Raw genomic sequence first — 26,938 nt, 5'->3', positions numbered from 1 at the left:
TGAAAGGCCTGAAACCGCGTTGGAAGCTGCGTCGACCTTGCGTCAAATCAAACTATCTATGGTGTCTGGCGGGTATCTTGAACACCATAGGTAGTGTTTTTGATCCAGGAGGCGAGAGCTATGAAAGATGCGATGGTGGTCAGTCTTCCAAGGGAGGTGATCAAGCGTTCGGGCCTGCGCGAGGCCTTCGATGCCGACAAGATCCGGTCCGCGCTGGCGCGGGCCGGCCAGGCCAGCGGCGAGTTCGACGGCGCCGAGGCCGCGCTGTTGTGTGCCCAGGTGGTCAAGGTGCTGATCCACCGCTTCAAGGGTGCGCCGCCCGGCATCGAGCCGATCCAGGACGTGGTCGAACAGACGCTGATCGCGGCCAACCACCTCCAGACCGCGCGCGCCTACATCGTCTACCGCGAGCAGCACGCCACGCTGCGCGCCGACCAGCAGACGCTGGTGGATGTGGAATCGTCGATCAACGAGTACCTCACGCGCGCCGACTGGCGCGTGAACGCCAACGCCAACCAGGGCTATTCGCTGGGCGGGCTGATCCTGAACGTGGCCGGCAAGGTCACGGCCAACTACTGGCTCTCGCACGTCTACACGCCCGAGATCGGGCAGGCGCACCGCGAGGGCGACCTCCACATCCACGACCTCGACATGCTCAGCGGCTACTGCGCGGGCTGGTCGCTGCGCACCCTGCTCAACGAAGGCCTCAACGGCGTGCCGGGCAAGGTGGAGTCGGGGCCGCCGAAACACATGTCCTCGGCCGTGGGGCAGATCGTGAACTTCCTGGGCACGCTGCAGAACGAGTGGGCCGGCGCGCAGGCCTTCTCGTCGTTCGACACCTACATGGCGCCCTATGTGCGCCAGGACGGCATGGAGTACGCGGCCGTGCGCCAGTGCATCCAGGAGCTGATCTACAACCTCAACGTGCCCTCGCGCTGGGGCACGCAGACGCCCTTCACCAACCTCACCTTCGACTGGGTCTGCCCCGACGACCTGCGCGAACAGGTGCCGGTGATCGCCGGGCAGGAAATGCCGTTCTGCTACGGCGATCTGCAGGCCGAGATGGACCTGATCAACCGCGCCTACATCGAGGTGATGACCGAGGGCGACGCCAAGGGGCGGGTCTTCACCTTCCCCATCCCCACCTACAACATCACGCCCGATTTCCCCTGGGAGAGCGAGAACGCGCGGCGCCTGTTCGACATGACGGCCAAGTACGGCCTGCCGTACTTCCAGAACTTCATCAACTCCGAGCTGCAGCCGAACATGGTGCGCTCCATGTGCTGCCGGCTGCAGCTTGATCTGCGCGAGCTGCTCAAGCGCGGCAACGGCCTGTTCGGCAGCGCCGAGCAGACCGGCAGCCTGGGCGTGGTCACGGTGAACTGCGCGCGCCTGGGGCATCTGCACGCGGGCGACGAGGCCGGCCTGCTGGCCGCGCTCGACCGCCTGCTGGTGTTGGGCCAACAGAGCCTGGAGACCAAGCGCAAGCTGATCCAGCGGCTGATGGACCAGGGCCTGTTCCCGTACACCAAGCGCTACCTCGGCACCCTGCGCAACCACTTCAGCACCCTGGGCGTGAACGGCATCAACGAGATGGTGCGCAACTTCACCGGCGACGCGCACGACATCACCACCGACGACGGCCACGCCTTCGCGCTGCGCTTCCTGGACCACGTGCGCGAACGCATCGTGGCCTTCCAGGAGGAGACCGGCCACCTGTACAACCTGGAGGCCACGCCCGCGGAGGGCACCACCTACCGCTTCGCCCGCGAAGACCGCAAGCGCTGGCCCGCCATCCTGCAGGCCGGCACGCCCGAGCAGCCCTACTACACCAACTCGTCGCAGCTGCCCGTGGGCTTCACCGACGACCCGTTCGAGGCGCTGGAGCGCCAGGCCCCGCTGCAGCGCAAGTACACCGGCGGCACCGTGCTGCACCTGTACATGGGCGAACGCCTGAGCAGCGGCGAGGCCTGCCGCGCGCTGGTGCAGCGCGCGCTGACGAACTTCCGCCTGCCCTACATCACCGTCACCCCCACCTTCTCCATCTGCCCCACCCACGGCTACCTCGCGGGCGAGCACCCGTTCTGTCCGGTCTGCGACGCTGAGAAGCTGGCCGCCAAACGCCAGCTGCAGGCCGCTTGATCCCCCGTCTTTCAACCACCCCAAAAGGAAACACCCATGAACACATCCACCCCATCGGCCGTCAGGTCAACGGCCGCTGACATGTCCCTGCGCGACGACGAACGCCAGCCCTGCGAGGTCTGGACCCGCGTCATGGGCTACCACCGGCCGGTCAGCAGCTTCAACCGGGGCAAACAGGGCGAACATGCCGAACGCCGATTCTTTGCCGAGCCGGCCGCCCGCGCCTGAGGTCGCGGGCACCGCACCACCACCCGCGACCCGTGGTGCGCAGGCGCTGCGCATCGGCGGACTCACGCGGCTGACCGGGGTTGACTTCCCGGGCCGGCTGGCGGCGGTGGTGTTCCTGCAGGGCTGTCCGTGGCGCTGCGTGTACTGCCACAACCCGGGGCTGCTCGACGCCGCGGTTCCGGGGGCCCTGTCGTGGCAGGCGGTGCACGGCTTCCTGCGGCAGCGCCGCGGGCTGCTCGACGGCGTGGTGTTCTCGGGCGGCGAGCCCACGCTGCAGGCGGCGCTGGGCCCGGCCCTGGCCGAGGTGCGCGCGCTCGGTTTTGCCACCGGCCTGCACACCGGCGGCATGTACCCCGAGCGACTGCAGCGGGTGTTGCCGCAGCTGGACTGGGTCGGGCTGGACATCAAGGCGCCGCAACACCGCCACGACCAGGTCACCGGCACACGCGGCGGTGGCGCGCGCGCGGCACGCAGCCTGCGCCTGCTGCAGCACAGCGGGGTGGCGCTGGAGTGCCGCACCACCTGGCACGCCGGCCTGTTCGGGCGGGATGACCTGTTCCGCCTGGCCGACGCGTTGGCCGCGCAGGCGGTGTCGCACTGGGTGCTGCAGACCTGCCGCAGCCCGGGCCTGGCTGCCCCGGTGCTCGACGCGGAGGACCTGGCCGCCCTGGCCGCGCGGTTTGCCCGGTTCGAATGCCGCTGAAGCGCCGCCCTGGCGGGCGGCTCAGCCCAGCACGACCCAGTGGTTGTCGGGCGCCATGGCGCCGGGCCAGGCCAGCATGGCCGGTGGCAGGGCCGGGTGCCAGAAGCCGACCCCGCGGCTCGCGCCCATCAGCACCCCGCCGCTTCCCGGCCAGGGCGCCAGCGCGCAGGGTTCGGTGAGCCGTGCGATGGTGGTCCAGCGGTCCGGTGCGTCGGGGTGCCAGAGCAGGCCTTCGTGGCTGCGCTGGCCGCTCACGATGAAGCCACCACCGGGACCGGGCGCGATGTCGCCCGCGTAGCCATTCCCGGCGATGCTGCGGCTGGCCAGCCGCAGGTCCTGCCCGTCCCAGAGCGCCAGCACGGGCGCGTCGCGGCGCTGGGCGGCCTCGTCGTGTTCGGCCTGCAGCGCGATGCCCAGCAGCGGCGCGCGCGCCGGTGTGCCGTCGCCGGGGCCCACCGGCAGGCCCCAGGCCACATGGCGCAGGCTCAGGCGCGGGTCGCCCAGCCGCCACTGACCCAGCAGCGCGCCGCTCCGCGGCTCCAGCCGCACCAGCGACGGGTCCATGGCCTCCAGCCGGGTTTTCTGGCCGCTGGCGGTGCGCGGAATGCCCCCGTTGACGACCAGCAGCGCCCCGCCAGCGTCCAGTGCCATGTGGTGCGGGTCCAGGCCGTGGCTGGGCCATTGCGCGACCCGTTGCAGCGTGCGGTGGTCGCGCACACCGATCCAGCCACGGCCGTCGCGGGTGTCGGTTTCGGTGGTGTAGAGCCACTGCCCGTCGGCGCTCGCCAGCACGTGGCCACCCAGGGTGCGGTGCGGGGTTTCGGCGTCGATCAGGTGCCGGGTCTGCAGCTCACCCAGTGGGTCGCAGCGCAGCAGCCAGCGGCCGGGCCGGGTGGCGACGGCGAGGAAACCGCCGCCGGGCTCGGGCAGCAGACCGTGGGCACGCCCCTGCACCGGCAGGTGGGCGGCCACGCGCACCTCGCGCGCAGCCCAGTCGAGTTCAAGCACACCCACCTGGTCGCAGTCGCGGCCGCAGTCGGGGGTGTTGCCGTGGCTGCGCCAGGCGGCGGCCAGGCGCACCCGGGATGGCAGGGGTGGGGCCCCGATGATGTCGGAAGGGGCGGTGTCGCTTTGCGCCAGGGTCGGGGCGCTGACGGCGCCCGAGGCCAGCAGCCAGGCGGTGTGGCGCAGCAGGGTGCGGCGGTGCAGGTCGGTGCTCATGGAGGCAGGCAGAAGTGAGGGGAGGGGCCGGACAACAGCGTCCGTGAGCACCTTAGTCATGGGCTCCGGCCGGAACCTTGATGTGGGTCAATTGAATGATATTGATTCTTGTTTAGCATCGCGCTGCATTCAGCCATCGGGCTGTCTCACCACCCTAAGGATCACCACATGAACCACCCGTTGCTCGCGATCGCCCTGGCGGGCGCTGTCCTGTTCTCCCTGCCGTCCCATGCCAAGGAATTCCCGATCGGCACGCCGCACAAGGTGGCCGGCATGGAGATCGCCGCGGTCTACCTGGCACCGGTCAAGATGGAGCCCGAGGGCATGATGCGCAAGGCCGAGGCCTCGGACATCCACCTGGAAGCCGACATCCACGCGCTCAAGGACCACCCGAACGGCTTCGAGGAAGGGGCCTGGATGCCCCACCTCAGCATTCATTTCGAGCTGGTCAAGCTGGGCACGACCGAGAAGGTCAGCGGCCACTTCATGCCCATGGTGGCCTCCGACGGCCCGCACTACGGCGACAACGTCAAGCTGATGGGTCCCGGCAAATACAAGCTGACCCTGCGCATCAGCCCGCCCGGCGGCCACGCGGCGCATTTTGGCCGCCACACCGACAAGGAAACCGGCGTCGGCCCGTGGTTCAAGCCCTTCGACGTGAGCTACGAGTTCACCTTTGCGGGCACGGGCAAGAAAGGCGGGTACTGAAATGGAGCACCCCCCGCGCCGCTTCGCGTCACCCCCCTCCAGGGGGGCGACACCAGCCGTCCGGCAAAGCCGGCCCGGCGGTGTCCTGGGCTGGGGTGGCACGCGCTCCGGCTGGTTGACCTGGTGTGTGCGGCCGGTGGCGGTGCTGCTCATGTTGTCGGCCCTGGGCCTGGCGCAGGCGGACGACATGCCGACCTACCGGCTCACGGCGCGGGAGGGGCGGTTCGAGCCGGCGGAGCTGGTGGTGCCGCAGGGGGCGAAGTTCCGGCTGGAGATCACGAATGCCGGGCGCGATCCGGTGGAGTTCGAGAGCCTGGAGCTGCGCAAGGAAAAGGTGCTGGCGCCGGGCGTGACCTCGTCGCTGGTGTTCCGTCCGCTGGACGCGGGCCGCTACCGCTTCTTCGACGACTTTCACCAGACCACGGGGCAGGGCGCCATCGTGGCGAAGTGATGGATCACTGAGGCAAGAACGCATGGGCGAAGTCATTTTCATCACCTGGCGCGAAAGCGTGGAAGCGCTGCTGGTGGTCGGCATCCTGCACGCCTGGCTCAGCGAGCGCCCCGACCGGGCCTGGGGTCTGCGCTGGCTCTGGGCGGGCGTGGCGCTGGGCCTGGCCGCCGCGCTCGGGCTGGCGCTGCTCATGCTGGGTGCGGCCAGCGTGCTGGACGGCGAGTCCGGTGAATGGTTCCAGGCCGCGATGGTGCTGAGCGCGGCGGCGCTGATCCTGCAGATGGTGTGGTGGATGCGCCGCCATGGGCGCGCCCTGCGCCAGGACCTTGAACAGCAGGCCGCGGGCCAGCTCGCGCGCGCCAGCGGCTGGGGCATCGCGTTGCTGGCGGCGCTGGCCATCGCGCGCGAGGGCAGCGAAACCGTGATCTTTCTCTACGGTGTGGCCGGCCGGCACACCGGCGCCGGCCGGCTGGGCTTCGCCGCCTCGGCGCTGCTGGGCCTGGGGCTGGCGCTGGCGAGCTTCTGGCTGCTGCGGTCGGGCCGGCGCTGGCTGTCGTGGCGCCGCTTCTTCCAGATCAGCGAGGCCCTGCTGCTGTTGCTCGCCGCGTCCCTGTGGGTCAATGCGGTGGACCGGCTGATCTCGCTCGACGTGCTGCCCACGCTGGTGGACCCGCTCTGGAACAGCGCGGACCTCCTGGACGACAGCGGCGCCGTGGGCGGCCTGCTTGCGGCGCTGACCGGCTACCGGGCGCAGCCCGCGCTGACCACGGTGCTGGCCTACGCCGGGTTCTGGCTCGGTGTGGTGGCGCTGTTGCGCGCCGGCCAGCCGGCGCGGGTCCGTCCTGCCGCGGTGGTTCCATGAGCGCCGCACCGGGCCGCCCCGTGGGCGCGCTGGCGGCGCTGGGCCACACCATGCGCCGCCACGGGCGCCTGATCCGCGGCATCCAGTGGGCGATCGTGGTGTTCTACGGCGTGCTGGTGGTGCTGCCGGCGTTCCTGCCGCTGCCCGACGACGAGGCGCGCATCCTGAACCACCTCGGCCTGTTCGCGCAGTTCCTGTTCTGGGGCGTCTGGTGGCCCTTCGTGCTGCTGAGCATGGTGCTGTTGGGGCGCGTGTGGTGCGGGGTGTTCTGCCCGGAGGGCGCGCTCAGCGAGGCCGTCAGCCACCACGGGCGCGGGCGCGGCATCCCGCGCTGGATGCGCTGGGGCGGCTGGCCCTGCACGGCCTTCGTCATCACCACGGTCTATGGCCAGCTGGTCAGCGTCTACCAGTACCCCCAGGCGGCGCTGCTCGTGCTGGGCGGCTCCACGGTCGCGGCAGTGGTGGTGGGCCTGTTGTACGGGCGCGGCAAGCGGGTGTGGTGCCGCCACCTGTGCCCGGTCGGCGGGGTGTTCGGCCTGCTGGCGCGGCTGGCGCCGTTGCACTTCCGGGTGGACCGCGCGCGCTGGGAGGCGCGCACCGGCGGCATCGTCGCCCTGCCCAACTGCGCCCCCCTGATCGACATCCGCCGCATGGAGGGCGCGTCGGCCTGCCACATGTGCGGGCGCTGCAGCGGCCAGCGCGACGCCGTGGCGCTGGCCCTGCGACCGCCGGGGGTGGAGATCTCGGTGAACGGGCAACGGGCCGCCGGGGGCTGGGACACGGTGCTGCTGCTGTTCGGCCTGATCGGCGTGGCGATGGGGGCCTTCCACTGGGCGGCCAGCCCCTGGTACGTCACGCTGCGCGTGGCGGCCGCCGACTGGCTGATCGAACACGGCGGCGTGTGGATGCTCGCCGACAACGCGCCGTGGTGGCTGCTGACGCACTACCCCCAGAACCACGACAGCTTCTCGTGGCTCGACGGCGCCCTGATCGCCAGCTACATCCTGGCCACGGGCGTGCTCCTGGGCGCGGCGCTGTACGCGCTGTGCGTCGCCGGCGCGCGGCTGCTGGGGCGCCCCGGTGCCCGGCACCACCTGGCCCTGGCCTACGTGCCGCTGGGCGGCTGCGGGGTGTTTCTGGGGCTGTCGATGACCACCCTGTCGATGCTGCGGCACGAGGGCGTGGCGCTGCCCTGGGTGGGCACGGCGCGCGCCCTGCTGCTGGCGGGCGCCGCCGCCTGGAGCCTGTGGCTGGCGTGGCGCTGCACGGCCCGGTACGGCGCGTCGATCCCCCGCCGCCTGGCGGCCCTGGTGCCGATGACCGCAGGGGCGCTGCTGATCGCCGGCGGCTGGGGCCTGCTGTTCTTCTGGTGGTGACGCCCGCCGCCGGGGCGGCCCGCGCGGGCCTACAGCCCCAGCTGTTCGCCCAGCCGGTCCATGCGCTCGCGCACGGCCGGGTCCATGGCCATCACGCGGCCCCATTCGCGCTGCGTCTCACCGGGCCACTTGTTGGTCGCGTCCAGCCCCATCTTGCTGCCCAGGCCGCTCACGGGTGAGGCGAAGTCGAGGTAGTCGATGGGCGTGTGTTCGATGGTGAAGCTGTCGCGCGCCGGGTCCATGCGCGTGCTCATGGCCCAGATGACGTCGCCCCAGTTGCGCACGTCGATGTCCTCGTCCACGACCACGACGAACTTGGTGTACATGAACTGGCGCAGGTGGCTCCACACGCCCATCATCACGCGCCGCGCGTGGCCGGCGTAGGCCTTGCGGATCTGCACCACCGCCATGCGGTAGCTGCAGGCCTCGGACGGCAGGTGGAAGTCGGTGATCTCGGGGAACTGGCGCTGCAGCAGCGGGACGAACAGCTCGTTCATCGCCAGCGCCAGCACGGCCGGTTCGTCGGGCGGCTTGCCGGTGTAGGTGGAGTGGTAGATCGCGTCGCGCCGCAGCGTGATCCGCTCGATCGTGAAGACCGGGAACTCGGCGCGTTCGTTGTAGTAGCCGGTGTGGTCGCCGTAGGGGCCTTCGAGCGCGTGCTGGAAGCCGCTGGCGTGCGACGCGTCCGGAAGGATGTGGCCTTCGAGCACGATCTCGGCCGAGGCCGGCACGCGCAGCGGCACGCCCAGGGCGCGCACGAGGCCGGTGCGCGCGCCGCGCAGCAGGCCGGCGAACTGGTATTCGGAGAGGCTGTCGGGCACCGGCGTGACCGCGCCCAGGATGGTGGCCGGGTCGGCGCCCAGCGCCACCGCCACCGGGTAGGGCTGGCCGGGGTGCAGCCGGCCGTGGTCGCGGAAGTCGAGCGCGCCGCCGCGGTGCGCCAGCCAGCGCATGATGAGCTGGTTGCGCGAGAGCACCTGCTGGCGGTAGATGCCCAGGTTCTGGCGCGGCTTGTGCGGGCCCTGCGTGATCACCAGGCCCCAGGTGATGAGCGGGGCCACGTCGCCGGGCCAGCAGTGCTGGATCGGCAGGCGCGCCAGGTCCACGTCGGCGCCTTCCCACACGACGTCCTGGCAGGGCGCCGACGCGTGCTCCTGCGGCGTCATGTGCCAGAGCTTCTTGAGCAGGCCGGCCATGCCCACCATGTCTTTCAGGCCACCCGGTGCCTGGGGTTCCTTGAGCGCGGCCAGCACCTCGCCGAACTGCCGCAGATCGGCCAGGCTGTCCACGCCCATGGCGCGCGCCACGCGGTGGGTGGTGCCGAACAGGTTGCCCAGCACCGGCATGCGGTGGCCGGTGGGCCGCTCGAACAGCAGGGCCGGGCCGCCCGCGCGCAGCACGCGGTCGCACAGCGCGGTCATCTCCAGGTGCGGGGAGACCGGTTCGCTGATGCGCCGCAGCTCGCCGGTCTGCTCCAGCTGGGCCATGAAGTCGCGCAGGTCCCTGTAGGTCACGCGGGCACCTTGTCCATGCCCTGCCAGCGTTCGCTCAGCGCGTGCGGCACGTCCAGCAAATCCAGCACGCGCGCCACGCTGGCGTCCACGATGTCGTCGAGGCTCTGGGGGCGCTGGTAGAAGGCGGGCATGGGCGGACAGACGATGGCGCCCATCTCGGTCACGGCGGTCATGTTGCGCAGGTGGCCCAGGTGCAGCGGGGTCTCGCGCGTCATCAGCACCAGTCGGCGGCGCTCCTTGAGCATCACGTCGGCGGCGCGCGTGACCAGGTTGTCCGACAGGCCGTGCGCGATGGCCGCGAGCGTGCGCATGGAGCAGGGCGCGACCACCATGCCGCTGCAGCGGAACGAGCCGCTGGCCGGGCCGGCGCCGAGGTGGGCCGCGTCGTGCAGGGTGTGCACCAGCGGGCGCAGCGCCTCGGGCCCGAGGGCCAGTTCGTGGCGCAGCGTGAGCCAGCCGGCGTCGGACACGACCGCGTGCACCTGCACGCCGGGCACCGTGCCCAGCACCTGCAGCAGGCGCCAGCCGTAGACCGCGCCGCTGGCGCCGGTGATCGCCACCAGCAGGCGCCGCTGGGCGGAAGGGGCGTCAGTCATGTTGCGTCTCCGGCGCCGTTGACAGTGCGGTCGCGGCGGCCACGGCGAGCCGGTGCAGACCGGCGCTCACCTGCGCCAGCACCTGCTGGGCCTGCACCGGGTCGAAGTCTTCGTGCTGGCGCTTGCGCACGCCATAGGTCTGCAGCTGGTGGTGCTGGTCGGGGGTGATGCCGTGGCGCGCTAGGCAACTTTTCACGCACACCAGGGGGCAGCCGTCGAGCGCCACGATGGACCGGCCCGAGTGTGCGGTCTTCAGCAGCGCGGGCACATCGCCGCCGACACCGGCGATGCACGACATCTCGGCCAGCCCCGTGCGGTCGAGCCGAACGGCCACAAAGTTGGCCAGTTGCGCGGCGCTGGAGCAGCCCGAGCAGGCGTACACGATGGGCCGGCCGGGGTCAGCGCCCGGCATGGCGGGACCCTGGCGCGGCCGAGGGGCGCAGCCGCTGCAGGCGCGCGAACACGGCCGACGGCGTCCACTGCGCGAGCTGAAACACCGGCAGTTCCAGCGCGTCGAGCGCGTTCTTGACCACCAGGCCCAGTTCGGTGTCGCCCTCCATGGAAAGGCGGCGGTTGAAGAACAGGGTGTCGGGGTCGTCCAGCCGCTGCGCGAGGCGCAGGAAGTCGTGCGCATTGGCGCTCAGAGTGAGCTCGGTGGCCGGCTGTGGCGCGCTGGCGCGGAACGCCCTGCCTTCCCAGGCAAAGTCGAACTTGAGGCCGGCATCGCGCACGTGGATGCGGATGCGCTGACCTTGCAGGCGCGCGGCCACATCGGCCGGCAGCTGCCGCGCCAGCACCAGGTTGAGCCCGGTGACCAGCAGCAGCGAGCCGGGGTACGGCGGCAGGCGCGAGAGCACGGCGGCGACGGGCGAGGGGACGGTGTGGCGCGAGGCCGAGGCAAAGGTGTCGTTCATGGAGGAGGGTGGCGTTCAGGCCACGTACAGCAACAGGGTGAAGAAGTGGCAGGCGCTGCCGGCCAGCACGAACAGGTGCCAGATGCCGTGGCCGTGGCGCACCTTGTGGTCGGTGGCGTAGAAGACGATGCCGAGTGTGTAGAGGGCGCCGCCGGTGGCCAGCCAGGAAAAGCCGGCCGGACCCAGCGCCTGCCACAGCGGCGCCACCGCCACCAGCGCCAGCCAGCCCATGAGCACGTAGATCACCAGCGACATCACCCGCGCGCCGCGCGCGAGCCAGATCTCCTGCGCGATGCCCACGACGGCCAGCCCCCAGACCACGCCCAGCAACGACCAGCCCCAGGGGCCGTTGAGCGAGACCAGCGCGAAGGGCGTGTAGGTGCCCGCGATCAGCAGGTAGATGCTGCAGTGGTCCAGCTTCTGGAACACGGCCTTGGCGCGACCGCCCAGCGCGTGGTACAGCGTGGACGCCACATACAGCGCCACCAGCGTGGCGCCGTAGACGCTGAAGCCCACGATGCGCCAGGGGTCGCCCTTGAGCGAGGCGCTGATGATGAGCACCACCGCGGCGGCCACGGCCAGCACCGCCCCCACGAGGTGGCTGATGCTGTTGAAGCGTTCGCCGGCGACCATGCGTCAGGCCGCGACCGCGGCCGGTGCTGCGGGCTCGATGCGGTCCTGCCCGGGCTGGCCGTGCCAGTAGCCGTTGCAGTCGCGGTCGGGCAGCAGCGGCAGCAGGGCCGCGCGGGCCGCCGGCCCGTCGAGCGCGCCGCGGCGCACCGCGTCGTACAGGCCGATCACCTCCGCCGTGTGCAAGGACTGCGGGCTGATGCGCGCCACGTCCACGCCGAGCGCCGTCAGATCGTCCCAGGCGTCGATCAGGCTGTGCACCCGCGCGGACTGGGTCTGGACGCCGTTGAGCACCAGGAACTCGGCGCTCTCGCGCGTCTTGAGCATCAGGCCGTCGGGGTGGTCGAGGCAGCTGAAGCGGCAGTCGTCCTTGGGCAGGTTGCGGTGGCGCGCGGTGAAGCAGCGGGCCGAGAAAGCCAGCGGCAGGCGGCCGTGCACGAACACCTCGGTCTGCAGGCCGGCCGGGCGCTGCTGCTGCAGCAGGGCCAGGTCGTGGCTCGGCATTTCCAGCGGCGCGACCCAGCGCGTGGCACCCATGGACGCCATCCAGGCCAGTGAAGGGCCGTTGTAGAGGTTGAGGTGCGGGCCGGCGACGAAACCGCGCTGGCCGGCCAGCGCGCCCACCGCGCCCATGTCGTTGGCCTCGACGTCGAAACCGGTGTTCGCGGTGATCTTCTGCATCGCGCTCACGTCCGAGCCCGACTCCAGCAGCACCTGGGTGGACAGCACCGCGGTCTTGCCCGCAGCACGCACCAGCTCGGCCACGTCCAGCCAGTCCGACAGGCGCAGCTCGTGGCGGCGCGAGCAAGTCACCTCACCGAGGTAGACGATGTCCACCGCCGTCGCGGCCATGGCCTCGTAGAAGTCAAAGACGGTCTGGCGCGGCCAGTAGTACTGCAAGGGTCCGAGAGAAAGTTTCACTTCAGTGGTTCCAGTGTGTGCGGCGGCCCCTCACCCCAACCCTCTCCCCAGAGGGGCGAGGGAGTGAATGCCAAGCCTCCGGAGCGCGTGCCTTGCCCAGCACACGCCGAAGATCCGGCTCCGCCGGTCCAAGGGCGTGGTCCCCCTGGGGGGAAGCCGCGAAGCGGCGCAGGGGGAGCGTTTCTGTCTCCGGAGCGCGTGCCCCGCCCAGGGCACCCGTGGAACTGGCTTCGCCAGGCCACTGGGTGCGTTCCCCTGGGGGGAAGCCGCGAAGCGGCGCAGGGGGGAGCCATCACTTCCACGGCCGGTGGTAGGCGCCCAAGGTGTGCTGCTGCCCCTCGGCCACCTGGTCGAGCGAGGCCATCCAGGCGCTTTTGGGTGTGTAGTGCTGGGGCTGGGTCTGGCAACTGTCGATGGCCTCGCGCCAGACCTTCGTCACCTGGGCCACGTAGGCCGGGCTGCGCTGGCGTCCTTCGATCTTGATCGCACGCACGCCCATCTGCAAGAGCTGCGGCAACAGCGAGAGCGTGTTGAGGCTGGTGGGCTCTTCGATCGCGTAGTAGCTGGTGTCGTTCTCGACGTCGAAGCGGCCCTTGCACAGCGTGGGGTAACCCGCGCTCTCGCCGGTGGCGTAGCGGTCGATCAGCACGCCGTTCAGGCGCGACTCCAGGCCTCTCGGCGTTTCCTGCCAGCGCACCGCCTTGGCGGGCGAACACACGCCGTGCGTGTTGGGCGACTCGCCGGTGACGTAGGACGAGAGCGCGCAGCGGCCTTCGACCATCACGCACAGGCTGCCGAAGCCGAACACCTCGATCTCCACCGGCGTCTTCTGCACCACCTGGCGCACCTGGTCGAGCGAGAGCACACGCGGCAGCACGGCGCGCGAAATGCCGAACTCGCGGTGGTAGAGGTTGATCGCCTCGGGGTTGGTCGCCGAGCCCTGCACCGAGAGGTGCAGCCTCAGCCGGGGGTGGCGCTGGGTGGCGTATTGCATGAGGCCGGGGTCGGCCAGGATGACCGCGTCCACGCCCAGGTTCACCGCCTTGTCCATCGCCTCTCGCCAGCGCTCCGGCTGCGCGGCCTGGGGGTAGGTGTTGAGCGCCATGAACACCTGGCAGTCGCGGGCGTGGGCGTAGGCCACGCCGCTGGCGATGGCCGCGTCGTCGAAGTTCAGGCCGGCGAAGTTGCGCGCATTGGTGGCGTCGCGCAGGCCCAGGTAGACGCAGTTGGCGCCGTGGTCCACCGCGGCCTTGAGCGCGGGCAGGCTGCCGGCCGGGCAGACCAGGTCCAGGGTGGGGGAATTCGGTTGCGTGCGGTCGTTGGCCATGGGAGGGTGCAAGGGAGGGGCGGCACGCCGGACGGGTCCGGTGCCAGACGGGCGCGAAGGTATCAGCGGCCCGCCGCCCCGGCGTTGACCTGGGTCAAGGGGCTCATGGCTTGATCTGGCGCAAGTGGGGCCTGGAACGGGCTGGGCGGCGGCGAAGGCCCGCCCGAGGGCGGTTCTTGATGCAGGACAAGGTGCTTCCGGGCGCTCGCCGGTAGGCTCCAGATGCGGTTTTTTGCGCCGCACAACCGGAACGACACGATGAATGCACGAGACGACATGGGCGCGGTGCCGCCTGACAGCGGCGATGTGGCCGCGCACGCCGAGGCCTTGCTGCGCCTGGCCCGCGAGGGCGGGCTGCGCACCTGGCGCATGGGCGGCCAGGGCGGTGGCGGCAAGGAGCTGCTGCCCGTGGTGCAGGGCGGCATGGGCGTGGGCGTGTCGGCCGGCGGGCTGGCCGGTGCGGTGGCGTCGCTGGGCGGGGTCGGCACGGTCTCGTCGGTGGACCTGCGCCGCCTGCACCCCGACCTGATGGCGCAGACGGTGCATCTGGAGAGCGGCAAGGAGCCCGACGCCAAAGAACGCATCGACGCCGCCAACCTGGTCGCGCTGGACCGCGAGATCCAGCGCGCGCGCGGCATCGCCCAGGGCCGTGGCCTGATCGCGGTCAACGTGATGAAGGCGCTCTCGGCATATGAAATCTACGTGCGCCAGGCGCTGGAGAGCGGTGCCGACGCGGTGGTGGTGGGCGCCGGCCTGCCGCTGGACCTGCCCGAGATCGCCAAGAACCACCCCCAGACGGCGCTGATCCCCATCCTGTCGGACGCGCGCGGCGTGCAGTTGCTGGTGCGCAAGTGGGAAAAGAAGGGCCGCCTGCCCGATGCCATCGTCATCGAGCACCCGCGCCTGGCCGGTGGCCACCTCGGGGCCGCCAAGGTGGCGGATCTGCAGGACGGACGCTTCGAGTTCGATCAGGTGCTCCCGGCGGTGCTCGAATTCTTCAAGACCGCCGGCATCGAGGGACAGATCCCCCTGATCGCGGCCGGGGGCATCAGTTCCCGGAACGACCTGCTGCGCCTGCAGGCCCTGGGCGCGAGCGCGGTGCAGATGGGCACGGCCTTTGCTGTCACCCAGGAATGCGACGCCGACCCGGTGTTCAAGCGTGTGCTGGCCGAGGCGCGGCCCGAAGACGTGGTGGAGTTCGTGAGCGTGGCCGGTCTGCCCGCGCGCGCGGTGCGCACGCCCTGGCTGGACAAGTACATCCGCATCGAGCCCAAGCTCCAGGCGGCGGCCCACGTCAAGAAAAAGTGCAACATGGCGTTCGACTGCCTGGCCCATTGCGGCCTGCGCGACGGCGTGGTGGGCATCGGCCAGTTCTGCATCGACCAGCAGCTGGGCCACGCCATGGAAGGCGATGAAAACAAGGGCCTGTTTTTCCGGGGTGCCGGTACCCTGCCGTTCGGCAAGGACATCCGTTCCGTGCGCGACCTGATGTGGTGGATGATCGGGGGCTGCCTGTCCCCGGCTTTGGGGCAGAATACCGCCCCTTTGCCCATCGAATCTGGAGCCACCGCATGAAGCGTGACCACAGCCTGCGCGCGCAGGACCTGACACAAACCCAACCCATCAGCCAGGACGTCCTGGCCGAAAAATACCTCAAGCCCGGCGAGACCGGCGTCGAAGACCTCTACCGCCGTGTGGCGCGAGCGCTCGCTTCCGTGGAAAAGCCCGAAACGCGGGCCGAGTGGGAGCAAACCTTCCTCGCCAACCTGCACGCCGGCGCCATCGGCGCGGGCCGCATCATGAGCGCCGCCGGCACCGACATCCAGGCCACGCTCATCAACTGTTTCGTGCAGCCCGTGGGCGATGCGATCCAGGGCGTGGACGCCGAGGGCTACCCCGGCATTTATGAAGCGCTGCGCGAGGCGGCCGAAACCATGCGCCGCGGCGGCGGCGTGGGCTACGATTTTTCGCGCATCCGCCCCCGGGGTGCCGAGGTCAAGGGCACGCACTCCATGGCGTCGGGCCCCTGCAGCTACATCAACGTGTTCGACCAGTCGTGTTCGACGGTCGAGAGCGCGGGCGCGCGGCGTGGCGCGCAGATGGGCGTGTTGCGCATCGACCACCCGGACGTGATGGATTTCATCACCGCCAAGCGCACCCCCGGCCGCTGGAACAACTTCAACGTCTCGGTCGGCGTGTCTGACGCCTTCATGGAGGCCGTGGGCAACGACCAGCCCTGGGAGCTGGTGCACAAGGCCCGTCCCGGCAAGACGTTGCTCGACAAGGGCGCCTACCAGCGCAGCGACGGCCAGTGGGTCTACCAGACCCTGGCCGCGCGCGAGCTCTGGGACACGATCATGAAGTCGGCCTACGACTTCGCCGAGCCGGGCATCCTGTTCCTCGACAAGATCGGCACCGACAACAACCTGCACTACTGCGAAACGATCTCGGCCACGAACCCCTGTGGCGAACAGCCGCTGCCGCCCTACGGCTGCTGCGACCTCGGCCCCATCATCCTGACCCGCTTCGTGCAGAACCCGTTCGGTTTCGGCGGGGCACCGGCTTTTGATTTCGAGGCCTTCGAAAAAGCGGTGGCGCTGCAGGTGCGCGCACTGGACAACGTGCTCGACGTCACCTTCTGGCCGCTGGAACAGCAGCGCACCGAAAGCGCCGCCAAGCGCCGCATCGGCGTGGGCTTCACCGGCATGGGCAACGCCCTGGCCATGCTCTGCGTGCGCTACGACCGCGAAGAGGGCCGCCACGTGGCCGCCCAGATCGCCGAGCGCATGCGCAACGCCGCCTACCTGGCCTCGGTCGAGCTCGGCAAGGAAAAGGGCGTGTTCCCCAAATTCGAGGCCGAGGGTTACCTGGCCCCCGGCACCTTCGCCAGCCGCCTGCCCGAGGCCATCAAGAAGGCCATCCGCAAGCACGGCCTGCGCAACAGCCACCTGCTGTCCATCGCGCCCACCGGCACGGTGAGCCTGGCCTTCGCCGACAACGCCTCCAACGGCATCGAGCCGCCGTTCTCCTGGATGTACCGCCGCAAGAAGCGCGAGTCCGACGGCAGCACCAGCGAGTACGCGGTGGAAGACCACGCCTGGCGCCTGTACCGCGAACTCGGCGGCGACGTGGACCAGCTGCCCGAGTACTTCGTCAACGCGCTGGCCATGAGCGCGGGCGAACACATCGCCATGATGGAAGCCGTGCAGCCCTTCGTGGACACCGCGATTTCCAAGACCGTGAACGTCGCGGCCGACTACCCGTTCGAAGACTTCAAGAGCCTGTACCAGAAGGCCTGGCGCGCCAACCTCAAGGGCATGGCGACCTACCGGCCCAACAGCATCCTCGGCTCGGTGCTCGACACCGGCACGCCCGAACCCAAGGCCGAAGTGGCGCCCGTGCCCGCCGCGCCGGTGGACCCGATGCGCACCGTGATCGAAAGCCGTCCCAAGGGCGCGCTCTCGGCCGTGGCCGACAAGATCGAGTACTGGACGCAAGAGGGCCACAAGACGCTGTACATCGTGGTCTCGTTCCTGCCGGTGCCCGCCGCCGACGGCGTGGGCACGGTCGAGCGCGCCATCGAGTTCTTCATGCCCGTGGGCCAGAACGGCGAGTCGCAGCAGTGGATCACCTCCACCATGCGCATGCTGTCGCTGGCCGCGCGCGGCGGTTTCCTGGGCCGGGCGCTCTCCGACATGCGCAAGGTCGCCTGGGACCGTGGCCCGGTGCGCCTGGGCACCTACCAGAAGGCCGACGGCACGCACGTGCCGATGTGGCACGACTCCGAGGTCGCGGCCATCGCCTTCGCGCTGCAGAACATCATCGCGCGGCGCAACCAGCACGCCGCCGCCGTGGCCGCGCCGCAAGCGCCCTCTGCGCCCGAGCTGCCCGGCATGGCGGCCCCGTCGGCCGTGATGGCCGGCAAGAAGTGTCCCGAGTGCGGCGCGCACGCCATGATCCGCAAGGACGGCTGCGACTACTGCACCTCCTGCGGCCACCTCGGCAGCTGCGGATGACCTCCGCCACGCGCCCGGTGGTGCCCCTGCGCCCGGTGCGGCCAGGGCCTGCCGGCGCGCAGGGTGGCGGCCAGGAGCCGAGCCGCGCCTGGCGACCGCAGCACCTGCTGCTGGCGCCGCACCGGCTGGCGTTTTTCCTCGCGGTGCTGCTGCTGCTGGCCTCGGGCCTGTGGTGGGCGCTGGTGCAGGTGGACCGCAGCACCGGGGCCCTCGGCCTGGGCTACGCGGTGTCTCCGACGGTCACCCATGCCGCGGTCATGAGCTTTGGCTTCGTGCCGCTCTTTTTTGCCGGCTTCCTGTTCACCGCCGGCCCCAAGTGGCTGGGCGTGGAAGGCCCCGGCCCCCGGGCACTGGTGCCCACCCTGCTGCTGCAGGCCGCGGGCTGGCTGCTCTGGCTCGCCGGGGCCCACACCCATGTGGGCGTCGCGGTGGCGGGCGCGGCGCTGGCGGCGGCCGGCCTGGGCGCGCAGTACCTGCGTTTCTGGGCCCTGGTGCGGCGCAGCACGCTCGACGACCGCCTGCACGCCACGGTGGTGGCGGTGGCCGGAACCGTGGGCACGCTGTGCGTCGCGGGACTGGCGCTGGCCTTGCTGGTCGACGCGATCGACCTCGCCCGCAGCCTGGTGCTGACCGGCCTGTGGGGCTTCGTGGTGGTGACCTATCTGGTGGTGGCGCACCGCATGATCCCGTTTTTCACCTCCAGCGCCGTGCCCATGGTTGAGGCCTGGCGGCCGTTCTGGGTGCTGTGGGCCTTGCTGGCCACGGCGGCCTTCGAGGTGCTGGCGGTCTGGGTCGGCGCGGCCGGCTGGGCCAGCGACCCGGGCTGGATGCTGGTGCAGGGCCTGGTCGAGCTGCTGGCCGGTGGGGTGGTGCTCTGGCTGGGCGTCGCCTGGGGCCTGGTGCAGAGCCTCAAGGTGCGCCTGCTCGCGATGCTGCATCTCGGTTTTCTGTGGCTGGGCCTGTCCCTGGTGCTGGCGGGGATGTCGCAGCTGCTGGGCCTGCGCGCCGGCGTGCCGGCGCTGGGCCTGGGCGCGCTGCACGCGCTCACCATGGGCTGCCTGGGCTCGCTGCTGGTGGCCATGGTCACGCGCGTGTCGTGCGGCCACAGCGGCCGCACCCTGGTGGCCGATGCGCTGGTCTGGGCGGTGTTCTGCCTGCTCCAGCTGGCGGTGCTGCTGCGCGTGGCGGGCGCCCTGGAGGGGGCGGCCCCGTGGGTGCTGACGGCCGCCGCGCTGCTCTGGGCCGGCGTGATGGGCGTGTGGGGCCTGCGCCTGATCGGCTGGTACGGCCGCCTGCGCGCCGATGGCCGCCCCGGCTGAACCTTTCTTTTTCTGTGGACATGCCTTCCTCCGCCCTCCTGCACACACCCGCCGAGATGCCGTCCCCCGACTGGGGCTTCGTGGCCGGCGAGCTGATCCAGGCGCGCCAGACCGTGTTGCCCAAGCGCCTGGTGGCGCCGGGCCCGGACGCCGCGCAGACCCAGGCCATCCTGGTCGCCGCCGCCGCCGCGCCCGACCACCTGCAGTTGCTGCCCTGGCGCTTCGTTCTCGTGCCGGCCGGGCAGCGCGCCACGCTGGGCGAGGTGTTTGCCCAGGCCCTGTGGGAGCGTGATCCGGCCGCCACGCCCGAACAGCTGGCGCAGGCGCGCGAGAAAGCCTTCCGGGCGCCGCTGCTGCTGCTGGCGGTGGTGGACGGCGCGCGCGGCGACCCCGAGGTGGACCTGAACGAGCGCATCCTCTCGGCCGGCTGCGCGGTGCAGAACATGCTGCTCATGGCCACCGCGCTGGGCTTCGGCTCGGCGCTCACCAGCGGCAAGGCGCTGAAGTCGGACCCGCTGCGCGCCTGCTTCGGCCTCGGCGCGGCCGAACAGGCGCTGTGTTTCATCAGCATCGGCACCGTGCTCTCGCGCAAGCCGGCGCGGGTGCGGCCGCCGGTGTCGGCCTACCTGAGCGTGCTGGGTGGCGAGGGCGTCCCGTGAGCGGCGCCAAGGTGCAGATTGGCCTGCCCGGCCACAGCGCCCCCGGCGTGGGTTTCGAGGCCCCGTTCGAGATGCTTGGCGCCTGCCACGAACGCGTCGAACGCATGCTGCGCCTGCTGGGCAAGCTGCGCGAACACGTCAAGACCCATGGCGCCGACGAGCAGGCCCGGCAGGCCGCGCGCGACGTGATGCGCTACTTCGACCTGGCCGGCCCGCTGCACCACCAGGACGAAGAGCTGCACGTGTTCCCGCCCCTGCTGGCGCAGCGCGACCCGGCCGTGGTGGCCGTGGTCATCCAGCTCAAGCAGGACCACCGGGAGATGGAGGTGTTGTGGGCGCGGGTGCGTGCGGCGCTGCTGGGTCTGGTGGACGCGGGTGACGGCTGGCCGGGGTTTTCTGCGGAAGACCAGCAGCGCTTCGATGCCTACGACGCGCTGTACCGGCGGCACCTGCTGGACGAGGACGGGGTGGTGTACCCGGCGGCGCGGTCGGTCATCCGGGGTGGGGCGCTGCAGGCGATGAGCGCGGACATGATGACGCGGCGGGGGGTTCCGAGTCACAGATGACGGCCATTCGCCTGATATCGTCATGAAGTGCTGATGTTGGCACTTGTTTTGAGGGGAGGCGTTATGAAGCTGATCAAGATTGCAATGGGTGCGGTTCTGTCGGGCGTCCTGGTTTCTGCCGCGGCGAGTCCGCAGGCCAGACCCGGATCTGGCCTGACGGTGTACTTGAGAGAAGCCACTCGCACGTTCGTGTTGGGGCCGGGGGAGACCGGCGGCGTATCCAGTGCCTGCAGAAGCGGAGAAACGGTCGTCGGTGGATCGCCCACTGCGATCCCCGCCAACGTCGTCATCGCGTACTCGGCGTTGTTCTTTGACGGGGTTGGCAGCGGCTGGACCGTGCAGTACCGGAACGACAGCACCCAGGCCGTGAGCGTCTATGCGGCCACCTCTGCGCTGTGCACGGCCGGTAAGCTGATCCCCGGCTGATCGCCTGTTGTCCTGGCCAGCGGAGCTGGTCAGGACGCCGGTCCGACGTTCAACGTCACTTCGGCAACTCCCGCCACCCGCCCCGTGATCCGGTCCCCGCTGACCACCGCTCCCACGCCTTCGGGCGTGCCGGTGTAGATCAGGTCGCCGGGCTGCAGGTGGTAGAACTGGGACAGGTCCGCGATGATTTCGCGGATGTTCCAGATCAGCTTGTCGACGTCGGACGACTGTTTGGTTGCTCCGTTGACTTCGAGCGCGATGGCGCCGCTCTCGATCACCACGCCTTCCATCGGCACGATCTCGCTGCAGACCGAGCCTTCTTCGATGTCCTTGCCCAGATCCCAGGGGCGGCCCTTGTCGCGGGCGACCAGTTGCAGGTCGCGGCGGGTCATGTCCAGTCCTGCCGCGTAGCCGTAGATCACTTCGTGCGCGTTCTCCGCGCTGACGCGGAAGCCGGCCTGGCCCACGGCGAGCACGAGTTCCATCTCGAAGTGGTAGTTGTTGGTGCCGGGCGGGTAGGCCACGGTCGCGCCCGAGGGCGTTAGGGTTTGCGGCGACTTGGTGAAGTAGAACGGCCGTTCGGCCGACTTGTCGACCGGCTTGCCCATCTCGACGGCATGCGCGTGGTAGTTGCGGCCGACGCAGAAGATGCGGTTGATCGGGAAACGCTCGGTCGTGCCGCGGATGGGCAGGGACTGGATGGCGGGTGGGGTGAAGAGGTAGGTGGTCATGAGGTTGGTGGCAATGTTGGAAGGCGGTGTCTTCTACCGGGAACACCGCGGAACTGGCTTTGCCAGGCCGCTGGTGTTGCCCCCTTGAGGGGGTGATGCGCGAAGCGCGGCGCGGGGGTGTTACCTCGTCTCGTAGACGCCGAGCTTTCGGTGCAGGGGCGATTCGTCGGCCATGAACACGAACGAAGGCTGGTCGGCCTGGCGGTTGATCAGCGTCACCGGCTCGTAGCCCGGCGCGCAGCAGGTGTCGGCCTCGACCAGGCCGAAGGTCTTGCCGCAGGTCGACACATTCACCCCGCCTTCGATCAGGTGAAACACCTGCGAGGGCGAGCGCGCGGGCAGGGTGAGCGTCTGGCCCGGTTTGAGCATGAGGGCGTAGAAGCCCAGGATGTTTTCGGCGTCCGTGCCGGTCTCCGGGTTCACGTAGGTCACCTGCACGCAGTCCAGGTCGGGCTGGTTCCCGGCCATCGCCAGCAGCGCGGCGCGCGTGTCCACCCAGGGGTAACGCAGCAAGGGGTAGCGCCTGTCGCTGCGCGCGAACACCTGCGTGGGCACCACGCCGGCGCGGGTCCAGGCGCGGTCGCCGCTGCCCTGTTTCACGGTCTGGCGCGTGCCGTTGATGTGGTAACTCGCTTCCATGTAATAGACCAGCGGCAGGTCCAGCACATCGAGCCACACCACCGGGTCGGTGCCGTCGTGGCCGTGTTCGTGCCACAGGCCGGTGGGGGTCAGGATCAGGTCGCCGCGGCTCATGGGGCATTTCTCGCCATCGACCGTGGTCCAGGCGCCCTCGCCCTCGACCACCATGCGCACCGCGTTGGGCGTGTGGCGGTGGCTGGGCGCCCATTCGCCGGGCAGCAGCAGCTGCATGCCCAGGTAGATGGCGGGGCTGGCCTTCATGTTCTCCAGCCCGTGGCCGGGGTTGGCCAGCACCAGCACGCGGCGCTCGGCCTTCTCGATCGGGGTCAGCTCACCGGCCTTGAGCAGCAGCGGCTTGAGCGTGGCGTAGGGCCAGTGGATGGCCTGCGTGGCGCGCGTGGGCGTGCCCGGCGGCAGCACGGCGCGCAGGCTGGGCCACAGCGGCACCAGGTTCAGCTGTTTCAGGTCGTCGCGGTAGTCCTGCGGCAGGTCTTCGAGTCGGCCGAGTTCTTGGCTCATGGGTGTCTCCTTGTGTGTCGGGGCGAACGGGGGTGATCGGTTCAACAGGTGTTCCCGCTGTGCAGCAGTGCTTCACCCGGCGCCTGGACGCCGATGCCGCCGTTGGAAACCAGGATGGGCAGGTTCGAAGGCGCAGCGTTCATGGATGGTCTCCCATAGAACAAAGGCTTGCCTATTATAAGTATGCTTACGATAAGTGTGGTGCTAACATGATTTGGTCGACATCAGGGCCAACCCGCGACCCTCTGACCATGAAGAAAAACAAGCTCATCCCCATCGACATCGACCTGCAACCCGGCCACGCCATCCGCCGGCTTCACCAGATCTCCGTCGGCGTTTTCCTGCAGGAACTGGGTGATCTGGGCGTCACGCCGGTGCAATACGCCGCGCTGCAGGTGGTGGCCAACCAGCCCGGCATCGATCAGCGCACGCTGGCGCGCGCGATCGCGCTGGACGCGTCCACCACCGGCGGCGTGGTGGACCGGCTCGAAACCCGGGGCTGGCTGGAGCGCCGCATGTCACCCGACGACCGCCGCACCCGTCTGCTGTTCCTGACCGCCGCCGGCGAGCGGGGCCTGAGCGACGCGGTGCCCGGCATGTTGCGCGCTCAGGACCAGATCCTCGCACCGCTGACCGCCAGCCAGCGCGAAGAATTCATGCGCCTGCTGCTGATTCTCGTGACCCAGAACAACGAACTGAGCCGGGCGCCCAGCGACAGCAAGGCGCGCCCCGCCACGCCGGCGGGCTGAACGGCCGGTCTCAGACCGGGCGTTTGCCCGTGGGCAGCGCGTGTGCCTGGAGCTGTTCCAGCGTCACGTACCGCAGCACCTGCGCGTGGGTGGCTTCCAGGTGCACGGGGGGCGCCACGCCGGCGTCGAACGCTTCCTTCCAGCGCAGCGCGCACAGGCACCAGCGGTCACCGGGCCGCAGGCCGGCAAAGCGGAACTCGGGGCGCGGCGTGCTGAGGTCGTTGCCCTGTTTCAGCGAAAACGCGAGGAAGTCGGCCGTCATGCGCGCGCACACGACATGGCTGCCCTGGTCGTGTTCGTCGGTGTGGCAACAGCCGTCGCGGTAGAAGCCGGTGAGCGGGTCGAAGGAGCAGGCCTGAAGTTCAGAGCCCAGGACGTTGTGTGCCTGCATGGTGTCGTGAGATGGAAGCCGTTGTGTCCCTATCATGCACGTGGCGCCCGGGTCGGGTGGCCTCTCTTTCAAAGACATTTCACCGCCACCGGTCACGATCGCCATGCCCCGCTTTGCCGCCAACCTCTCCATGCTCTACAACGAGCACGAATTCCTCGACCGTTTTGCCGCCGCCGCGGCCGATGGTTTCGAGGGCGTCGAATGCCAGTTTCCCTACGCGTTCGATCCGGAGGACATGGCCCGGCGCCTGGCCGACCATGGCCTGCAGCAGGTGCTGTTCAACGCGCCGCCCGGCGACATGGCGGCGGGCGAGCGCGGCCTGGCCTGCCTGCCCGGGCGCGAGGCCGGGTTCCGCGCCGGCTTCGCGAAGGCCCTGGACTACGCGCAGGCGCTCAACTGCCCACGCATCCACGTGATGGCGGGGGTGGCGCCCGCAGGGGTCGAGCGCGCCTTGCTGCAGGCCACCTACGAGGCCAACCTGGCCTGGGCCGCCGGGCAGGCCGCCGGTGCCGGGCGCGACGTGTTGATCGAACCCATCAACACGCGCGACATCCCTGGCTACTTCCTCAACCGCCAGGACGAGGCGCACCGGATCGTGCAGGCCATCGGTGCGCCCAACCTGAAGGTGCAGTTCGACCTGTACCACTGCCAGATCGTCGAGGGCGATGTGGCCATGAAGATCCGCCAGTACCTGCCCACCGGCCGGGTGGGCCACTTCCAGATCGCTGGCGTGCCGATGCGCCATGAGCCCGATCTGGGTGAGCTGAACCACCCCTACCTGTTCAGCGTGATCGACGAGGTGGCCGCCGCCAGCGGCTGGCAGGGCTGGGTGGGCTGCGAGTACCGGCCGGCGCGCGGCGCGGTGGCCGGTGGCACCTCGGCCGGCCTGGGCTGGTGGCCCAGGGGCTGAGCGCAGGGCGGCGATGCCAGGGCGCCCCTGGGCCGAGGGGGCGTCAACCGGGGCGGCTCGGCTCATCGGGGGGGCGAAGGGGTGGGATAACATGCCCCACCCCGCGCAAGACGGGGTTGAATCACACATCAGGGAGCGGCTCAACCGGTGCATGGCGATGCCCACCGCACGTCAACACGATGAAGATCACCATTGACACCGACACACAGACCGTCGCGCTGCGGTCCGCCGCCGGCGCCACGACGACGCACCCCCTGTATTCACGCGAAGCCTTCAGGCTGGTCACCGGCGTCTGGCTCAAGCAGGAGTGGAGCCTGCTGCACTGGCAGTCGTTCTCCTGGCTGGGGTTTCAGCTCTGGCAGCTGCCCGAGGACGTGATGCGGCTGCAGGAGGTGGTGGCCACCCTGCGCCCGGACATCATCATCGAGACCGGCGTCAACCGCGGGGGCAGCGCGGTCCTGCTGGCCTCCCTGTGCCGGGCGCTCGGAACGGGCCGGGTCATCTCGATCGACATCCACATTCCGGCCGAGGTGCGCGATGCCGTGGCCGCCTGCCCGCTGGGCGACCTCATCACCCTGATCGAAGGGGATTCGGCCGCCCCCGAGGTGGTCGGGCAGGTCCGCCGGCAGGTGGGGCCGGGCCAGTCGGTGCTGGTGTTTCTCGACAGCGACCACAGCTCGGCCCATGTGCGGCGGGAGCTGGAGGCCTATGGCCCCCTGGTCACGCCGGGCTCGTACATCGTGGCGGCCGACGGTGTCATGCAGGACCTCAGCGACACCCCGCTGGGGCACGCGCACTGGCGCGACGACAACCCGGCCGTCGCCGCGCGGGCCTTTGCCGCCGACCACCCGGAGTTTGAGATCCGCCGGCCCCTGGCCCGCTACAACGACCACCTGGTGCTCGACAGCCTCACCTACTGGCCCGACGCCTGGCTCTGCCGCCTGACCCCTTCCGGAGACTGAAAGAGATGCACGCCAGTTCGCGCGACAAGATGCGCCGTTTCGTCGATCAACACCTCGGGCACCGCCGTGAGCAGGCCCTGGTGGTGCACGACCTGGGCAGCCAGGACGTCAACGGCTCCTACCGTGACCTGTTTGACGCGCCCCGGTGGCGCTACGTCGGCATGGACATGGTGGCCGGTGACAACGTCGACCTGGTGCTCAGGACACCCTACGCCTGGCGCGAGGTGGCGAGCAACTCGGTGGACGTGGTGATTTCAGGGCAGGCCCTGGAGCACGTGCGTTACGTGTGGATCACCCTGCTGGAGGTGGCCCGCATCCTCAAGCCCGGCGGCGTGTGCTGCCTGATCGCGCCGTCGAGCGGCCCGGAGCACCGCTATCCGGTGGACTGCTGGCGCTTCTACCCCGACGGCATGGACACCCTGGCCCGGTTCGCCCAGCTCGACGTGCTGGAGGTGTCCACCCAGTGGGCACCGGAAGGCTACGCCGACGGCAGCGACGCCTGGCAGGACTCGGTGCTGATCGGCCGCAAACCCGACCATGGTCCGTGGTGGAACGCCAAGAGTGCGTTCAAGCGCTGGCTTCAGCACCGGAGCATGACCCAGGGCCTGGTGGACGTGCCGGTCGCGCCCGCCCTCCCGGCCGCGGCCCCACCGGTGGCGCCTCCGCGGCCTGTGGCGCCGGTGCCGGTGCAGATCGAACCCGTGGCGCCGTCGGGTGCCACGCCGCCACCGCTGGAGCGGTGTGACTTCTATCACACCGTGGAGCTGCCGACGGGCCAGATCATGCGCGGCCAGTGGGACCTCCGACCCACCGTGGGTGCCTACCTGGGCCACGTCGAATTTGCGGGGCGCAGCGTGCTGGAAGTGGGGCCAGCAAGCGGCTTTCTCACCTTCCACATGGAAGCCGCCGGCGCGGCGGTCACAGCGCTGGAGCCGCCGATGGAACACCTGTGGGACGTGGCGCCGAGCCCCGGCTTCGATGTGATCGCCTGGCGGCAGGCGTTCCACCACGCCATCACCCGGGTGCGCAACTCCTTCCAGCACCTGCACCACCTCCACAACTCCAGGGCCCGACTGATCGTGGACCACCTGGACACCCTGCCGGTCACGACCGGGCCCTTCGACGTGGGCGTGCTGGCCTCGGTGCTGCTGCACTGCCGCTCGCCGTTCTCCGTCATGGAGCACCTGGCCCGTCACGTCACCGACACCATCATCGTCACCGAGCCCTACGACGCCAACCTCGGTGAGCTGCCGGTGTGTCGCCTGCTGCCCGACCCCGCTGTCCAGCAGGCGGACACCTGGTGGGCCCTCACGCCGGCGTTCGTCGTGCGCTCGCTCGCGTTGCTGGGGTTCTCGCAATCGCAGCTCAGCGTCCACCACCAGCTGCGGGACATCGACGGCGTCATGGTCCCCATGTTCACCGTCGTGGCGCGCAGACCCTGATCCCAGACTCCCCAGA

Annotated in this window: 28 protein-coding genes; 17 read left to right on the top strand and 11 right to left on the bottom strand. The window is 70.2% G+C overall.

Annotation, left to right across the window (positions count from 1 at the left end; translation table 11 throughout):
• Window positions 1-120: 120 nt before the first annotated feature.
• Genes IM738_RS19650 through IM738_RS19640 form a run of 3 tightly spaced genes read left to right on the top strand, consistent with a single transcriptional unit; the run spans window position 121 to window position 3,073 of the window.
• Window positions 121-2,142 (top strand): ribonucleoside triphosphate reductase, encoded by a 2,022-nt coding sequence (locus IM738_RS19650; RefSeq protein ID WP_236962723.1) that lies wholly within the window; start codon window positions 121-123, stop codon window positions 2,140-2,142.
• A gap of 36 nt (window positions 2,143-2,178) precedes the next feature.
• A complete protein-coding gene (gene nrdD, locus IM738_RS19645; protein ID WP_236962722.1) occupies window positions 2,179-2,370 on the top strand; it encodes an anaerobic ribonucleoside-triphosphate reductase in 192 nt (63 codons plus the stop codon).
• Window positions 2,327-3,073, top strand: coding sequence for an anaerobic ribonucleoside-triphosphate reductase activating protein (locus tag IM738_RS19640; RefSeq protein ID WP_236962721.1), 747 nt, complete (start codon window positions 2,327-2,329; stop codon window positions 3,071-3,073). The genes nrdD and IM738_RS19640 overlap by 44 nt, the downstream gene beginning before the upstream one ends.
• Window positions 3,074-3,094: 21 nt before the next feature.
• On the opposite strand, the gene IM738_RS19635 is transcribed toward IM738_RS19640, so the two are convergent.
• Complete coding sequence (locus IM738_RS19635; protein WP_236962720.1) at window positions 3,095-4,294, bottom strand: DUF1513 domain-containing protein; 1,200 nt, start codon at window positions 4,292-4,294, stop codon at window positions 3,095-3,097.
• A gap of 168 nt (window positions 4,295-4,462) precedes the next feature.
• Between IM738_RS19635 and IM738_RS19630 the strand changes: the two genes are divergently transcribed.
• From IM738_RS19630 to IM738_RS19615, 4 genes are all read left to right on the top strand, one after another.
• Window positions 4,463-5,002 (top strand): iron transporter, encoded by a 540-nt coding sequence (locus tag IM738_RS19630; protein WP_236962719.1) that lies wholly within the window; start codon window positions 4,463-4,465, stop codon window positions 5,000-5,002.
• Between the two features lie 151 nt (window positions 5,003-5,153).
• Window positions 5,154-5,453 (top strand): cupredoxin domain-containing protein, encoded by a 300-nt coding sequence (locus tag IM738_RS19625; protein ID WP_236962718.1) that lies wholly within the window; start codon window positions 5,154-5,156, stop codon window positions 5,451-5,453.
• Between the two features lie 22 nt (window positions 5,454-5,475).
• Window positions 5,476-6,315 (top strand): FTR1 family iron permease, encoded by an 840-nt coding sequence (locus tag IM738_RS19620; RefSeq protein ID WP_236962717.1) that lies wholly within the window; start codon window positions 5,476-5,478, stop codon window positions 6,313-6,315.
• The gene (locus IM738_RS19615) at window positions 6,312-7,691 is read left to right on the top strand and encodes a 4Fe-4S binding protein (RefSeq protein ID WP_236962716.1); all 1,380 of its coding nucleotides are present in this window, start codon (window positions 6,312-6,314) and stop codon (window positions 7,689-7,691) included. The genes IM738_RS19620 and IM738_RS19615 overlap by 4 nt, the downstream gene beginning before the upstream one ends.
• Before the next feature lie 29 nt (window positions 7,692-7,720).
• Here the strand turns inward: IM738_RS19615 and ubiD are convergent, their stop codons facing one another.
• The 7 genes from ubiD to ubiU all read right to left on the bottom strand — a co-directional run bounded on the left by ubiD (window position 7,721) and on the right by ubiU (window position 13,593).
• A complete protein-coding gene (gene ubiD, locus IM738_RS19610) occupies window positions 7,721-9,205 on the bottom strand; it encodes a 4-hydroxy-3-polyprenylbenzoate decarboxylase (RefSeq protein ID WP_236962715.1) in 1,485 nt (494 codons plus the stop codon).
• Window positions 9,202-9,801, bottom strand: a complete 600-nt coding sequence (locus IM738_RS19605; protein ID WP_236962714.1) for a UbiX family flavin prenyltransferase — start codon at window positions 9,799-9,801, stop codon at window positions 9,202-9,204. The genes ubiD and IM738_RS19605 overlap by 4 nt, the downstream gene beginning before the upstream one ends.
• Window positions 9,794-10,213, bottom strand: a complete 420-nt coding sequence (locus IM738_RS19600) for a putative zinc-binding protein (protein ID WP_236962713.1) — start codon at window positions 10,211-10,213, stop codon at window positions 9,794-9,796. Before IM738_RS19600 ends, IM738_RS19605 begins: the two co-directional genes overlap by 8 nt.
• The gene (gene ubiT / locus IM738_RS19595; protein WP_236962712.1) at window positions 10,200-10,715 is read right to left on the bottom strand and encodes a ubiquinone anaerobic biosynthesis accessory factor UbiT; all 516 of its coding nucleotides are present in this window, start codon (window positions 10,713-10,715) and stop codon (window positions 10,200-10,202) included. Before ubiT ends, IM738_RS19600 begins: the two co-directional genes overlap by 14 nt.
• A 15-nt stretch (window positions 10,716-10,730) precedes the next feature.
• The gene (gene trhA, locus IM738_RS19590; RefSeq protein WP_236962711.1) at window positions 10,731-11,348 is read right to left on the bottom strand and encodes a PAQR family membrane homeostasis protein TrhA; all 618 of its coding nucleotides are present in this window, start codon (window positions 11,346-11,348) and stop codon (window positions 10,731-10,733) included.
• A 3-nt stretch (window positions 11,349-11,351) separates the two neighbouring features.
• A complete protein-coding gene (ubiV, locus tag IM738_RS19585) occupies window positions 11,352-12,266 on the bottom strand; it encodes a ubiquinone anaerobic biosynthesis protein UbiV (RefSeq protein ID WP_236962710.1) in 915 nt (304 codons plus the stop codon).
• Between the two features lie 292 nt (window positions 12,267-12,558).
• A complete protein-coding gene (gene ubiU, locus IM738_RS19580) occupies window positions 12,559-13,593 on the bottom strand; it encodes a ubiquinone anaerobic biosynthesis protein UbiU (protein ID WP_236962709.1) in 1,035 nt (344 codons plus the stop codon).
• A gap of 369 nt (window positions 13,594-13,962) precedes the next feature.
• Between ubiU and IM738_RS19575 the strand changes: the two genes are divergently transcribed.
• The 6 genes from IM738_RS19575 to IM738_RS19550 all read left to right on the top strand — a co-directional run bounded on the left by IM738_RS19575 (window position 13,963) and on the right by IM738_RS19550 (window position 20,579).
• Entirely contained in the window at window positions 13,963-15,168 is a 1,206-nt protein-coding gene (locus tag IM738_RS19575; RefSeq protein ID WP_236966366.1) for an NAD(P)H-dependent flavin oxidoreductase, read from the top strand.
• Window positions 15,165-17,609 carry an adenosylcobalamin-dependent ribonucleoside-diphosphate reductase gene (locus tag IM738_RS19570; RefSeq protein ID WP_236962708.1) on the top strand — a complete coding sequence of 815 codons (2,445 nt, stop codon included), beginning with the start codon at window positions 15,165-15,167 and terminating at the stop codon, window positions 17,607-17,609. Before IM738_RS19575 ends, IM738_RS19570 begins: the two co-directional genes overlap by 4 nt.
• Complete coding sequence (locus IM738_RS19565; protein ID WP_236962707.1) at window positions 17,606-18,928, top strand: NnrS family protein; 1,323 nt, start codon at window positions 17,606-17,608, stop codon at window positions 18,926-18,928. The genes IM738_RS19570 and IM738_RS19565 overlap by 4 nt, the downstream gene beginning before the upstream one ends.
• 20 nt (window positions 18,929-18,948) lie before the next feature.
• A complete protein-coding gene (locus IM738_RS19560) occupies window positions 18,949-19,587 on the top strand; it encodes a nitroreductase family protein (protein ID WP_442908448.1) in 639 nt (212 codons plus the stop codon).
• A complete protein-coding gene (locus IM738_RS19555) occupies window positions 19,584-20,153 on the top strand; it encodes a hemerythrin domain-containing protein (RefSeq protein WP_236962706.1) in 570 nt (189 codons plus the stop codon). Before IM738_RS19560 ends, IM738_RS19555 begins: the two co-directional genes overlap by 4 nt.
• Window positions 20,154-20,216: 63 nt before the next feature.
• Complete coding sequence (locus tag IM738_RS19550; protein ID WP_236962705.1) at window positions 20,217-20,579, top strand: hypothetical protein; 363 nt, start codon at window positions 20,217-20,219, stop codon at window positions 20,577-20,579.
• 29 nt (window positions 20,580-20,608) lie between these two features.
• On the opposite strand, the gene IM738_RS19545 is transcribed toward IM738_RS19550, so the two are convergent.
• Together IM738_RS19545 and IM738_RS19540 are read right to left on the bottom strand one after the other, a co-directional pair.
• On the bottom strand, window positions 20,609-21,310 hold the full coding sequence (locus IM738_RS19545; RefSeq protein WP_236962704.1) for a fumarylacetoacetate hydrolase family protein: 702 nt from the start codon (window positions 21,308-21,310) through the stop codon (window positions 20,609-20,611).
• A 120-nt stretch (window positions 21,311-21,430) separates the two neighbouring features.
• The gene (locus tag IM738_RS19540) at window positions 21,431-22,468 is read right to left on the bottom strand and encodes a cupin domain-containing protein (RefSeq protein ID WP_236962703.1); all 1,038 of its coding nucleotides are present in this window, start codon (window positions 22,466-22,468) and stop codon (window positions 21,431-21,433) included.
• Between the two features lie 251 nt (window positions 22,469-22,719).
• On the opposite strand from IM738_RS19540, the gene IM738_RS19535 reads away from it, so the two are divergent.
• Window positions 22,720-23,217, top strand: coding sequence for a MarR family winged helix-turn-helix transcriptional regulator (locus tag IM738_RS19535; protein ID WP_236962702.1), 498 nt, complete (start codon window positions 22,720-22,722; stop codon window positions 23,215-23,217).
• Between the two features lie 10 nt (window positions 23,218-23,227).
• Here the strand turns inward: IM738_RS19535 and IM738_RS19530 are convergent, their stop codons facing one another.
• Window positions 23,228-23,608, bottom strand: a complete 381-nt coding sequence (locus tag IM738_RS19530) for a DUF2237 family protein (RefSeq protein WP_236962701.1) — start codon at window positions 23,606-23,608, stop codon at window positions 23,228-23,230.
• A 103-nt stretch (window positions 23,609-23,711) separates the two neighbouring features.
• Between IM738_RS19530 and otnI the strand changes: the two genes are divergently transcribed.
• The 3 genes from otnI (at window position 23,712) to IM738_RS19515 (ending at window position 26,922) form a co-directional block, all read left to right on the top strand.
• Window positions 23,712-24,518, top strand: coding sequence for a 2-oxo-tetronate isomerase (otnI, locus tag IM738_RS19525; protein ID WP_236962700.1), 807 nt, complete (start codon window positions 23,712-23,714; stop codon window positions 24,516-24,518).
• Window positions 24,519-24,697: 179 nt separating this feature from the next.
• On the top strand, window positions 24,698-25,480 hold the full coding sequence (locus IM738_RS19520) for a CmcI family methyltransferase (RefSeq protein WP_236962699.1): 783 nt from the start codon (window positions 24,698-24,700) through the stop codon (window positions 25,478-25,480).
• Window positions 25,481-25,485: 5 nt separating this feature from the next.
• A complete protein-coding gene (locus IM738_RS19515; protein WP_236962698.1) occupies window positions 25,486-26,922 on the top strand; it encodes a class I SAM-dependent methyltransferase in 1,437 nt (478 codons plus the stop codon).
• Window positions 26,923-26,938 lie beyond the last annotated feature (16 nt).

Origin of the sequence: Hydrogenophaga sp. SL48 (assembly GCF_021729865.1) — a bacterium.
In the GTDB taxonomy this organism is placed as follows: domain Bacteria; phylum Pseudomonadota; class Gammaproteobacteria; order Burkholderiales; family Burkholderiaceae_C; genus Hydrogenophaga.
This window is presented reverse-complemented; position numbering and strand designations above follow the sequence as displayed.